This is a genomic window from Bacillus sp. B1-b2, assembly GCF_009183415.1.
In the GTDB taxonomy this organism is placed as follows: domain Bacteria; phylum Bacillota; class Bacilli; order Bacillales; family Cytobacillaceae; genus Niallia.
The window spans coordinates 109,826-123,192 of the sequence record NZ_WEHU01000004.1 but is presented as its reverse complement, the minus strand read 5'-3'; the positions used below and the strand labels follow the sequence as shown (position 1 = coordinate 123,192).

Annotated in this window: 11 protein-coding genes and 1 pseudogene; 10 read left to right on the top strand and 2 right to left on the bottom strand. The window is 36.6% G+C overall.

What is annotated here, in order from left to right; translation table 11 throughout:
* Positions 1 to 266: 266 nt before the first annotated feature.
* The gene (locus F9279_RS05440) at positions 267 to 1,472 is read right to left on the bottom strand and encodes a methyl-accepting chemotaxis protein (RefSeq protein ID WP_413463196.1); all 1,206 of its coding nucleotides are present in this window, start codon (positions 1,470 to 1,472) and stop codon (positions 267 to 269) included.
* Between the two features lie 692 nt (positions 1,473 to 2,164).
* Positions 2,165 to 2,317 (bottom strand): YrhK family protein, encoded by a 153-nt coding sequence (locus F9279_RS26205; protein ID WP_193224468.1) that lies wholly within the window; start codon positions 2,315 to 2,317, stop codon positions 2,165 to 2,167.
* A gap of 273 nt (positions 2,318 to 2,590) precedes the next feature.
* On the opposite strand from F9279_RS26205, the gene F9279_RS05430 reads away from it, so the two are divergent.
* From F9279_RS05430 to F9279_RS05385, 10 genes and pseudogenes are all read left to right on the top strand, one after another.
* Entirely contained in the window at positions 2,591 to 2,878 is a 288-nt protein-coding gene (locus tag F9279_RS05430; protein ID WP_152111773.1) for a hypothetical protein, read from the top strand.
* A gap of 93 nt (positions 2,879 to 2,971) precedes the next feature.
* Positions 2,972 to 3,805, top strand: a complete 834-nt coding sequence (locus F9279_RS05425) for an aldo/keto reductase (protein WP_193224467.1) — start codon at positions 2,972 to 2,974, stop codon at positions 3,803 to 3,805.
* A 970-nt stretch (positions 3,806 to 4,775) separates the two neighbouring features.
* Entirely contained in the window at positions 4,776 to 5,714 is a 939-nt protein-coding gene (locus F9279_RS05420; RefSeq protein WP_152111771.1) for a ring-cleaving dioxygenase, read from the top strand.
* Positions 5,715 to 5,728: 14 nt separating this feature from the next.
* A complete protein-coding gene (locus F9279_RS05415) occupies positions 5,729 to 6,328 on the top strand; it encodes a flavin reductase family protein (RefSeq protein WP_152111770.1) in 600 nt (199 codons plus the stop codon).
* Positions 6,329 to 6,346: 18 nt separating this feature from the next.
* A complete protein-coding gene (locus F9279_RS05410) occupies positions 6,347 to 6,730 on the top strand; it encodes a DoxX family protein (protein WP_152111769.1) in 384 nt (127 codons plus the stop codon).
* Between the two features lie 636 nt (positions 6,731 to 7,366).
* A complete protein-coding gene (gene ltrA / locus F9279_RS05405; RefSeq protein ID WP_319020746.1) occupies positions 7,367 to 8,275 on the top strand; it encodes a group II intron reverse transcriptase/maturase in 909 nt (302 codons plus the stop codon).
* 38 nt (positions 8,276 to 8,313) lie between these two features.
* Positions 8,314 to 8,652: pseudogene (locus tag F9279_RS26055) on the top strand (group II intron maturase-specific domain-containing protein); the annotation flags it as partial.
* A 197-nt stretch (positions 8,653 to 8,849) separates the two neighbouring features.
* Positions 8,850 to 10,601, top strand: coding sequence for an ABC transporter ATP-binding protein (locus F9279_RS05395; protein ID WP_152111767.1), 1,752 nt, complete (start codon positions 8,850 to 8,852; stop codon positions 10,599 to 10,601).
* A complete protein-coding gene (locus F9279_RS05390) occupies positions 10,594 to 12,408 on the top strand; it encodes an ABC transporter ATP-binding protein (protein ID WP_226793266.1) in 1,815 nt (604 codons plus the stop codon). The genes F9279_RS05395 and F9279_RS05390 overlap by 8 nt, the downstream gene beginning before the upstream one ends.
* A 68-nt stretch (positions 12,409 to 12,476) precedes the next feature.
* Positions 12,477 to 12,986: a MarR family winged helix-turn-helix transcriptional regulator gene (locus tag F9279_RS05385; protein WP_226793263.1), complete on the top strand. Its 510-nt coding sequence runs from the start codon at positions 12,477 to 12,479 to the stop codon at positions 12,984 to 12,986.
* Positions 12,987 to 13,367: the final 381 nt, after the last annotated feature.

Here is a 13,367-nt window from a genome sequence, read left to right as displayed (position 1 = left end):
GGTTGCAAGAAGCATTCTAAGAACCACAAAAGGTAGAAAAAGCCGGAAAAGTGGTTGCAAGAAGCTTCTAAGAACCACGAAAGGCAGAAAAAGCAGAGAAAGTGGTTGCAAGAAGCACTCTAAGAACCACAAAAAGCAGAAAAAAGAGAAGAGTAGTTTCAAGACGATAATGCCACTGACCATAAAACCATCCAAAAATATAAATTAAGCAAAACCTTCCATAGAGAAAGAGGCTGACATTCCATCAGCCTCTTTCTTCAGGTTACTTAATCATTCTCCTTCAACACAAATCTTTCCATTAAACTATTTAACTCTCTTGCTAATATATTAAGGTCTTCTACAGTTTGTTCTACGGCCTCCATAGATGCTTGTTGCTCCATAGCAGATTCGGAGACAATACCAACATTATCAACATTCTCTCTTGCGATAGTAGCAAGCTGTTCGATAGAAGCAGATATCTCTTCCACGCTTGCTGTGACTTCTTCAGAAGATGATGAAACCTCTTGCACTTGTGCTGAAATTTTTTCTATAGCTGCTGAGATGTTTTTAAATGCTAAGCCAGCATTATTAGCAGCGAAAAGACTAGCTTCCATCTCTTCTTTATTCTTAATAGTAGAATGAACAGCCACATTAATTTCTTGTTTAATACCCTCTATTAATTTGGCAATTTCTTTGGAAGATTCTCGAGAGCGCTCTGCTAGATTTCTTATTTCACTTGCCACTACTGCAAAGCCTTTTCCTTGCTCCCCAGCGCGAGCTGCTTCAATGGTTGCATTTAATGCTAATAAATTAGTCTGTTCTGAAATATCGTTAATAAGTGTAGAAATTTCTCCAATGCGACCTGTTCTGTGCTCTAAACGGTCCATCGTAGTAACAGTTTGATCAACCGTTCCACTCATGTCATTTAATTTCTTAATTGTATCTATTACAATGCTGTTACCTTCTAGCGCATAGTTATTTACACTAGAAGAATAATCAGCAACAGAAACGGTAGATTCACTAATGCTGCCCATTGCTTTGGATACATGCTCCATCGCTGTAGCTGTTTCACTTGCGCCTTCTAATTGCATAGTAGAACCTTCAGCCACTTGATTAAACATATTACTTGCTGTATCTGCTTGTTTTTTCATTATTTCACGGCTAGTCGTTAATTCTGTTGTGTTTTCAAGTATGCTAGCTTCAGTATCCTTGATTTGCTTCACCATATTAGAAAGATTCTCTGTACTTTCATTTAGAGCATTAGCAAGTATGCCGAACTCATCTTTTCTGTTGAAAACTAAAGGTTCGAAAGATAAGTTATTTTTGGATACTTGCATTAATCTTTCTGTAATTACTTTAATAGGCTTGACCATAAAGTAAGTTAACCAACCAGCAACTACTAAGACAGAGAACGCTGTAATAATAGCAAGTGCAGTGAAAATAGTGCTTTGTTTGTCGTTAGTATCGGCCAACTCATCTGCAGTGCTTAACATATTTTGTTCCGCTTCTTGTTGGATTCCAATCCAAGAATCCATTGCTTCTGTTGCCCATATTTGACAGTATTCCTCCATTAAAGGTAAAGCAGCATTCATACCGCCCTCATCATATGCAGGAATCACTTGATTAAGAATTAAATTTTCCCATCGTTCATTTTTTTCTACTGCCTCTTTATATTCATCTGTATTTCCAAGCATTTCTTTCAATTGTGCTTGAATAGTTTTCGCTTCATCGGTTAATGCAATGAACTGTTGTCTATCCTTTTCTTCCCCATATAGAACATAACCGCGAGCTAGAATAACACGGTTTGCAACATTTTCCTCCATCTCGGTCGATAGAGAAACAAGCTTGTACCCTTTGTTAATCATATTATCTATATCACGGTCGTTCTTCGCATTTCCAAGAATTCCAACCACAGCAAAAGCTACTATAAAAAGAAATAAAACACTAAAGCCTAATAAAACCTTATGACCAATTTTCAACTTCCTCTTCCCCCGTTGCTTCTATATATTTTGAATAGAAGAATATTTAATTTGAGATATTTTGCCTATTTCGCTACTTATGAACTATGAAAAATAGGTGTATTGACCTAATTACCCAAATGGTAACAAGATTAAACCTATTGTACAAAAATTTTGCTCAAAAAAAATAAAATACCTGATCCTCTAATGAGGCATCAGGCACTATTCTAATTTTTCCTATATTTCTTAAAATGAATAATTCGAATGAGTGGACGTAGACTTAACTGTATACTCCCAATGATGAAAAACCAGTACCCAACTGTACTAGTAGAGCCTAGCAGGAAGCTAATACTGCCAATCATGTACCAGATAGATATCATAAAATCATTTATATTAAAATAACATAAGGATTCTCGAAAAAAATGTCCTAAGACCCTACTTTCCATTCAAACTCTTGGTTGTGATTTTTGGTATCCATATTAACATCCTTTCTTGAAAAAGGTATTCTGTTATAATATTTCAGAAAGAAAAGCAGAGTATACAAAAAGGAAGAGGAAAATGTGTGAATAATATGTGAAAACGTATACAAAATAGTTTTACTTGCATAAGAAGAAGCGTATGATGGAGGTAGATTAACAAGGGAGAGAATAATAATGAAAAATTATGAGGAACAAAATTCACAAGAGCTAGAAGAACTATTAGAAGGCATCTCCATTACAACAGTAAACGATAGCGACCTATTTGCTTCTTCCCAATTAACCAATGAAATTAATATTCAACTGCAGTTAAATACCAATCAGTTCGAATCACTATTACAACATGGTTACTCTGGTCAACTACAGAATGTTTACTATATTTTGAGAGAAAACAACCAAGTTCAATTATCCGCCAATTCCATAGGGGATATACACCAGTTGCTTTCACAGGTCTCCTCATCATAAGATACTGAAGATTCAAAGTTTATTGCTGGATTCAAATTCCAATTCCCTTTATACTTTTTTAAGTATACAAAAAAGGAGAGGGGATAGATAATAATGATTCCACAAATCACTTTAAATGATGGTTTGGCAATACCTGCAATTGGTCTTGGTACATATAATTTAAGGGGAGCAACAGGAGTTCAAGCAATGACTAGTGCCATTGATATGGGATATCGCTTATTAGATTCTGCTTTTAATTATGAAAATGAAGGAGCAGTAGGGGAAGCTATTCGTCGCAGCTCTGTTCCAAGAGATCAGCTATTTGTAACCTCTAAGCTACCAGGCCGCCATCATGCTTATGACAAGGCACTCTATACGATACAAGAATCACTTTACCGAACCAAACTCGATTATTATGACATTTACCTAATCCACTGGCCAAACCCAAAACAGGACATCTATGTAGAAGCATGGCAAGCTTTAATAGATGCAAAAAAATGGGGACTAATTCGTTCCATTGGCGTTTGCAACTTCTTACCAGAACATCTAGAACGCCTAACAAAAGAAACAGGCGTAACTCCAAGCATCAATCAAATAGAACTTCATCCATATTTTTCACAAAAAGAACAAGTCGCATATGACAAAGAAAATGGCATCATAACAGAATCATGGAGCCCATTAGGCAGAGCAAGCAATGTGTTACAAAATGAAACCATTCAGCAAATCGCAAGCTCACATGGTAAAACCATCTCTCAAGTCATCTTAAGATGGCATATCCAACTAGGGGCATTACCAATTCCAAAATCAAGTTCTCCACAACGCCAACTAGAAAATCTGCAAGTATTCGATTTCGAATTAACACAAGAACAAATGCAGCGGATCTCTAGTCTAACAAGACCAGATGGAAGAATTGCAAATCAAGATCCAGCAGAATATGAAGAATTTTAATGAGTAGTATTTTTAGGAAAGACTCCGGGATAGTGGGGTCTTTTTTGTTTGGATCAACCCAAGATCTAATACCGCAAAACCCACCACCTACTCCATCCTATCTCATTAACAGTCCCTTTATTTGCACTACATGTAATTTTATGTGCGTTTACTATCGAAATATTTGCGGAAAAACCATTTTTATTTGCTCTTCCATCCTATTTATTTGCAATAGACCTTTTTGACTGGGTTCATGTAGCAAATTAAACCGAAAAATTAGCGCTCGAACATCACTTTGTCTACAGTTGTTGCGGTTCTGCTCCATTTCGTTGCGATTAAAACAATATTGTTGCGCAACCCCCAAGAATAGTTGCGTTCATTGCCAATATTGTTGCGGAAGCTTATGTTTTCCATTTATATCCCAATTCAATAGTATGCCCATCCGCAATGTTAAGCAAAACAAGTGCATTGCTTTGTTCTGCTCAAATTTGGTTGCAATCAAAGCAGATATCAATGTGAAAAAACAGGAGCGGCTGAGTTGATTGCCAAAAACATGAGGTATCCCCCAGTTAAAGCCACAAAAAAAGCAAATGTACCCTCCAATGTTGCGCAAAATTAAAAGATTGTTGCGTTACTCTTAATTTCGTTGCGATTAAAACAATATTGTTGCGCAACCCCCAAGAATAGTTGCGTTCAATGCAATTATTGTTGCGGAATCCCATGATCTCCATATACATCCAAATTCAATTATTTTTGCATCACCCCACCCAACCCAATAAACTTCTAATCCCCAAAACTCCCTTCTTTAACAAAATCTCCAAAAAAAAATCAGCCACATCTATTGACACCTTCTCCCAAATATATTATGATTATCTCGAATTCAAGATAATTTGAATTCACACACTGAAGATAGAATTAAAAAATTTTACTAATATATCTCGAATTCAAAATAATTTCTTAAAAATAATAAAAAAAACGGAGGAAATCAATAATGACAAAACAAACAATGGGAATTCACCACATTACGGCAATTGTAGGTCATCCACAAGAAAATGTTGATTTTTATGCAGGAGTGTTAGGATTACGCTTAATTAAACGAACAGTTAACTTCGATGATCCTGGAACATATCACTTATACTTCGGGAATGAAGGGGGAAAACCAGGAACAATTATTACCTTCTTCCCATGGGCAAATGCAAGACAAGGGGTAATTGGTGATGGTCAAGTTGGTGTTACTTCCTATGCTGTGCCAAAAGGTGCTTTACCATTTTGGGAAGATAGATTGCATAAATTCGAAATACCCTTTACTAAAATAGAAAAATTTGGTGAACAGGTACTAGCATTTGATGATACACATGGTCTTCATTTAGAAATAGTAGAGAGAGAAGACGGAGCGCAAAATAACTGGACAATGGGAGATATTACACCCGAAGTCGCAATTAAAGGCTTTGGTGGAGCTACTTTATTTTCTGCTAATCCAGAAGAAACAGGAAAACTATTAGAAAATATAATGGGATTAGAGTTCGTAGGCAAAGAAGGAAATCTAGCACGTTATCACTCTAAAGGAGAGATAGGAAACGTAATTGACTTAAAAGTAACAACAGATCATCCAGGACAAATGGGTGTCGGAACCGTTCATCATATTGCATGGCGAGCAAGTGATGACGAAGATCAGTTAGAATGGCAACAATTCGTTGCAGATAATGGTTATGGAGTAACACCAGTTCGTGATCGCAACTACTTTAATGCTATTTACTTTAAAGAGCATGGCAGAATATTATTTGAAATTGCTACAGATGTACCTGGATTTGCTCATGATGAATCAGAAGCAACAATGGGTGAAAAATTAATGCTTCCAAGTCAATATGAAGAGTACCGAGCTCAATTAGAACAAAAACTTATACCAATTGAAGTAAGAAACCTAGATTAAAAGGAGGGATTTCATTGATTTCTATTGATCCAGTAACTTTGACAGAAAGAGAGAACTACAAATTTCTAATTGGGAGCATTATTCCAAGGCCAGTTGCTTTTGTGACGACAGTATCAGAAGACGGAATTCTGAACGGAGCACCATTTAGTTATTTCAACATTGTATCTTCTAATCCTCCGATGATTTCTCTATCTATTCAGCGGAAGGATGGGCAACACAAAGACACAGCGCGAAATATTCTACAATCAAAAGAATTTGTCGTTCATATAGTAGATGAAGAAAATGTGGGGCAAATCAATGAAACAGCTGCTTCTCTACCTCCCGAGCAAAGTGAGGTAGAGCTAGCAAACTTAACTCCAATAGACAGTGTGAAAGTTACCACTCCGGGCATAAAGGAAGCAAAAATTAGAATGGAATGTGTGCTAGAGCATGCTCTTGAATTAGGAGAGCAGTCAACAGATTTTATTATTGGAAAAGTAGTTCAATTTCATATTGATGAAGAACTTTATAGTAAAGGAAGAATTGATCAGACAGGACTTGCGGCAATTAGTAGATTAGCAGGAAATGATTATGCAAAAATTGGCGAGGTCTTTACGATAGAAAGACCAAAATAAGAAAAGAGGAATTTGAAAATGGAAGATTTAGGTTTACTTATTATACGTATTATTATCGGACTTGTATTTATGTTTTACGGAGCACAAAAACTATTTGGTTTATTCGGTGGACACGGCATTAAAGGAACTGGTGGCTGGTTTGAATCTATTGGTGTGAAGCCAGGTAATGTTGCAGCTATTCTTGCAGGAGCAGGGGAATTATTAAGTGGATTATTATTTATTTTAGGTTTATTTTTACCAGTGGCAGCAGTAATTATTACCATTATTATGCTAGGAGCTATTGTGAAGGTGCATGGTCCAAAAGGATTTGCGAATGGTGCAGGAGGATATGAATACAATCTTGTGCTTATTATAGTGGCAATTGGGATCGCGTTGATTGGTCCTGGTGGATTTTCAATCTAAAAGCTGATACTCAGTCTAACAACTGAGTATCAGCTTTTTTTCATTTCTGTTGACATTCCCCAAAGAAAAAACTAAAATAAATCGTATTCGATATATCGTATACGAATTTATTTAGTGCGCCCGGCATGCGCAACTACTCGGTGGTGAAAGTCCACTACAGACTTGGCAGTAGGAACTGTTAGCGAAAGACAAGGGTGTCCATGGTGACGTGGAATCTGAAGGAAGTCGGACGCAAAATCTCGAACTGACGAACAGAAACTAGATACAAGGCTGAATTGGGACGGATGAGTTTGCTAAACAAAACAAAGTCCAATACTGCCCGAATCCCATACAGTAAATCTAGCAGTTACATGAGAGGAAAGTGGTTGTGCTTACCCGGGGAGGTCTCGTGAGGGTTATTGAATTAACAATCAAGTTAGTGATAATTTGATGAATCATGAGAAGTCAGCAGACGTCATAGTAGTTTCCTTTCGGAAATGAAGGACTGAACAATCTTAAATCTTGGAAAACAAGGAGGTATAGATATTCCATATAATCGCAGAAAACATCGTGGTAAAGACCAAAAGATGGCTACCTATGGAGAGATAAGTTGGAAACTAAAGGGGAAATAGGAGTGCGTAGGAATATCAATATGATATGAAAGAACAGGATGGTATCAATTTAATCGATAAAGTTATTGCAAATAATAATCTCTGGAAAGCATACAAGAAAGTAAAAGCAAACAATGGTGCACCAGGGGTTGATGGAATTACAGTAGTAGAATTAAAGTCACACATGAAGAAATATTACGAACCTCTTAAAAGGAAATTGAAAGATGGAACTTACCAACCTCAACCAGTCAAAAGAGTTGCCATACCAAAAACGGACGGTTCTAAACGATATCTAGGAATTCCTTGCGTTTTAGATAGAGTCGTCCAACAAGCTATTCTTCAAGTAATTGAACCGATTGTAGACCCACACTTTTCAGAACATAGTTTTGGATTTCGAAAAGGTAGAAATGCCCACCAAGCTATCAAATCAGCAGAACATTATTACGAACAAGGTTATCGAGTAGTAGTGGACTGTGACTTGAAAAGTTACTTCGATACAATACATCATCAAAGGCTAAGAGCGTATTTAGAAGAATTCATATCAGATAAAATTGTCTTAAAATTAATATGGAAATTCCTACGCTCAGGGATCTTAGAACGAGATATCTATATTGAAACGAAAGATGGAGCTCCGCAAGGTGGACCTTTATCTCCTATTTTAGCAAATGTCTATTTAAATAAACTAGATAGAGAATTAGAAAAGAGAGAACATCGTTTTATTAGGTATGCGGACGACTTTGTCATCTACGTGAAAAGTATACGAGCTGGAGAGAGAGTAATGGAGAGTATAACAAAATTCATCGAGGATGAATTACAATTAACAATTAATCAAAAGAAAAGTAAGGTTTGTGGTGCAACTTCCGGAACATTCCTTGGCTTTAACATTCAAAACTTAATGGGAAAGTTGGATGCCGACCAAGTAAGTCGGCCAAGCAACGATTCAAAGAGAAGCTAAAGAAGAATACAAGCCGTAAAAAGAGTGGAACTTTTGAGGAAATAGTGAAGAAAATTAACCAAATCACAACTGGATGGATTAACTACTATGGGGTTTCGAGAATGAAGTACTTCATTCTCGAAACTCAGAAATGGTTAAACCATCGATTGAGACAACTCATATGGAAGAGATGGAAGAAGCCAAAGACAAAATATAAGATGCTTCGTAAGTATGGAATTAATCATGATGACGCCATGAAATTAGCAAATTCCCGAAAGGGATATTGGAGATTATCACGAAGTGAAATTCTCCAACGAGCAATAACAAAAGAAAGGCTCATAAAATGGAGACTCAAAGATATCTCCTTACTTTATGAGCAACGATACTTAAAAGGTTGAACCGCCGTATACGGAACCGTACGTACGGTGGTGTGAGAGGTCGACTAGTCAAATAATGACTAGTCTCCTACTCGATTTTATAACGTTGGATAACTTGGTAATACAAGAAAGGTTGATAGTAAAAAGTAGGGTAGATTGTAGGAAAAATACAAAGACTATTACAAACTGGTTTATACGTGACTTGGAGGAATGAATACATGCTTAAAATTTTTAAGTACTTTGAAAAGAGAGACTGGATGTTAATCCTTAGTGCCCTACTGTTTATCGTGATGCAAGTATGGTTGGATTTAAAGCTTCCAGATTATATGTCTAAAATTACAAGACTTGTTCAGACAGAAGGAAGTGAAATGAGCGAGGTTATAGAGCAAGGTGGATTTATGTTATTATGTGCAGTCGGAAGTATGGCTGCCTCGATTATAACGGTTTTCTTTGCTTCTAAAGTGGCAGCAGGTTTTTCCAATCGACTACGTAGCAAAGTGTTTGATAAAACATTATCTTTCTCGATGGAAGAGCTTAGTCACTTTTCAACATCAAGTTTAATTACTCGTTCCACGAATGACATTGTGCAAGTTCAATTGTTAATCATCTTAAGCTTACAAATTGTATTAAAGGCTCCAATCATTGCAGTTTGGGCTATTTTAAAGATTATGGGAAAAAGTTGGGAGTGGACAGCTGCAACAGGAGTAGCAGTATTTGTGTTATTAGCTCTAATCACCGTTATTATTACTGTAGCATTGCCTAATTTTAAAAAAATCCAGTCTCTAACAGATAATCTGAACATGGTAACAAGAGAGCAATTAACAGGAATTCGTGTTGTGCATGCTTATAATTCTGTAAAATTCCATGAAGATAAGTTTGAAAAAGCAAATAGTGAGCTTACGGATACAAACCTTTTCACAACAAGGGTAATGGCTATTATGATGCCAACTATCTCACTAATCATGTCTGGTATCAGTCTTGCCGTTTATTGGATTGGTGCAGTACTAATCAATAATGCCCCAATTGCAGATAAGTTACCGATTTTCTCTGATATGGTTGTCTTTTCTTCTTATGCTATGCAGATTATCATGGCGTTTATGATGCTCTCTTTTACCTTTGTTATGCTTCCTCGTGCAGCAGTTTCCGCACGAAGAATTAACGAGGTTCTAGATACAGAAGTTAGTATCAAGAATGGAGAGAAAAAAGAAGGTGCATCTAAAGGGGAAATTGAATTTCGCCATGTTAGCTTTAAGTATCCAGATAGCTCTGACTATGTCTTAAAAGATATAAGCTTTACAGCATCTAAAGGGGAAACAGTTGCGATTATTGGTTCTACAGGTAGTGGGAAAAGTACACTTCTTAACCTTATTCCTCGCTTTATGGAAGCAACAGAAGGGGAAATTATTGTTGACGGATATAATGTGAAGAATTACGAGCTAGAAGCATTACGAGAAAAAATCGGCTATGTATCCCAAAAAGCCGTAATGTACAGTGGAACGGTTACTTCTAATGTAGCATTTGGAGAAGAGGGCTTTATAGAAGAAGAGAAGGTTAAACGATCAGTAGACATCGCACAAGGAAAGAATTTTATAGAAAAAATGGAACAGCAATATGAGTCATCTATCTCTCAAGGAGGAAATAATCTTTCTGGAGGACAAAAGCAACGTTTATCGATTGCTCGTGCCATCTATAGTAATCCGGAAATTTATTTATTTGACGATTCCTTCTCAGCTTTGGATTACAAAACAGATCGAACTTTACGCTCTCGATTAAATCAAGAGTTACAAGATGCTACAAAAATTATTGTGGCACAACGAATTGGTACCATTAAAGATGCAGATCGCATTCTAGTAGTTGATGAAGGAAAAATAGTGGGAATGGGTAAACATGATGAGCTAATGATAACTTGTGATGTATACCAAGAAATTGCTTATTCTCAGTTATCGAAGGAGGAGCTTGAAATTGGCTGATCAAGAGTATGTAGAGAAAGATTCCCAACAAGAAGAAAGCAAAAATAAGCCTCCCCAAAAAGGGATGGATGTTCAAAGCTTAAAACAGCTAGCTGTCTACTCCAAATCATACGGAGGTATTGTGGCAGTTGCGCTTGTGCTTGCTATGGCTGCTGCAATATTCAGTATTGTTGGTCCTAATCAGCTTAGTAAGATAACAGATTATATCACAGCAGGATTAATGGGAAGCATTGACTTGGATGCTGTTACAGATGTTGGGATGCTACTTGTCTTTTTATATGGATTAGGATTTATTTTTAACTATATTCAAGGTTTTATCATGGCAACTGTTACACAGCGAATTACAAAAAAATTAAGAAAAGATATATCGCACAAGATAAATAAATTGCCTCTGAAGTATTTTGATAATACAACAACAGGTGATGTTCTTAGCCGCGTAACGAATGATGTAGACATGGTTGGACAGACAATGAGCCAAAGTGTGACCAGTTTAATTACTGCAATCACGATGTTTTTAGGTTCATTAATCATGATGTTCTATACAAATTGGATTATGGCCATTTCAGCCGTATTATCCACTGTCATTGGTTTCGGATTAATGATCTTCATTATTTCTAAATCCCAAAGATACTTTATCCAACAACAAGTAGAGCTTGGTAAATTAAATGGTCATATTGAAGAAATTTATTCCGGACATAATGTAGTGAAGGCTTATAATGGGGAAGAACAGGCGAAAGATACCTTCTCCTCTATTAATACAAGACTGTATGATAGTGCGTGGAAATCTCAATTTATGTCTGGGCTTATGATGCCTTTAATGATGTTTGTAGGGAATTTTGGATATGTTGTTGTGTGTATTGTAGGAGCAGTTTTAGCGGTAAACGGAAATATTTCCTTTGGTGTTATTGTAGCCTTTATGATTTATATTCGTTTATTTACACAGCCACTTCAACAGTTAGCACAAGCTGCAACAAACTTACAATCAACAGCTGCAGCAAGTAAACGAGTATTTGAGTTCTTAGGAGAAGAAGAGCTTGCAGAAGAAACTGGTAAAATTGAGAAGCTAGAAAACGTCAAAGGAGACGTAGAATTCAAGCATGTTCAATTTGGCTATAATGAAGACAAATTGATTATTAATGACTTCTCCATTGATGTGAAGGCAGGTCAAAAAGTAGCGATTGTTGGTCCTACTGGTGCAGGTAAGACTACGATTATTAATCTACTGATGCGCTTTTATGAATTAAATGGTGGAGAAATAACGATAGATAAAGTGCCAACACATCAGATGACGAGAGAATGCTTGCATGATCTCTTCTGTATGGTGCTTCAAGATACATGGGTGTTTGAAGGAACAATCCGTGACAACATCGTTTACTCTAGAACAGATGTAACAGATGAGGAACTAGAAGCAGCTTGTAAAGCAGTAGGTTTACATCATTTCATCTCAACATTGCCGGATAAATATGATACCATTTTGAATGATAAATCTAGTTTATCAGCAGGACAAAAACAGCTAATTACGATTGCTCGTGCTATGATCAAATTGGCTCCATTGCTTATTTTAGATGAAGCAACAAGCTCAGTGGATACACGTACAGAGCTGCTTATTCAACAAGCAATGGATAAGTTAACGGAAGGAAAAACATCCTTTGTTATTGCCCATAGACTTTCTACTATTAAAAATGCAGACTTGATATTGGTTATGAAAGATGGAGATATCATCGAAGCAGGTAATCATGAAGAATTATTACAAAAAGCTGGGTTTTATGCAGAGCTTTATAATAGTCAGTTTGAAGAGGCTTCGTAAAAGTTTTAGGAGAGACCTATTTACATTTAGGTATGTCTCTCCTTTATATAAAGGAGAAGGGAAGGGGATTGGAAAAATTGGATAGAGCTGAGTATATAAGAGAATCCATTGTTTTTCTTAATCGCTTTATGTTTAAAAGCATGCAAAAGTATGCAGAGGAACATGGTGTCACAGTTCCGCAGGCTAAAGTAATCTTTGAAGTGTTTATTAATAAAGAGATTGGTGTCAAGCAGCTTAGTCAAAACCTAAAAATGACGCAGAGTACAGTTTCTGATATAGTAGATCGCCTTGTGGATAGAGCTGTTCTCATCAAGACGCCTAATCCACAGGATAAACGTTTTGTTAATATAACTGTTACGGAGAAGATTCAAAAAGTAATGAGTGAGAGTTCGCCAGAGCCTTTAAAAAGGGTGATGAGAGAGACGATGAGCTTGCTGGAACCAGGTGAGCAAGAAGCAGTTGAGAAAGGCATTACTTTATTGGTGGGTGCTGTTAAGGAGAAAATGGAGATAGATGGATTGTCCAACTTAGAAGAGTTGAGACCACATTTTCATGATGAGAAAAGTGGTCAGAAATAAAGGACAAGAAGGGTATTCCGCTGGGATGCCTTTTTTTGTATGTATTTAGATTAGGTTTTTATTATTGAAAAGAGACTGTTTGCAAGCAAAAGTAGATTTTCCGCGATCAAGTAAGAACTGGCTGAAAGGAAAAAAGGATTACCAGTACAAAAAGGAGTAAACGCAACAAAAAGCCGTCCATCCGCAACAAAAAAGGACTGAGCGCAACAAAAAGTAGGTATTCCGCAACCAAATAAGAACTGGCCAAAGGAAAAAAGGATTACCAGTACAAAAAGGAGTAAACGCAACAAAAAGTAGTGTTTCCGCAACAAAAAGGGACTGAGCGCAACAAAAAGTAGGTATTCCGCAACCAAATAAGAACTGGCCAAAGGAAAAAAAGGA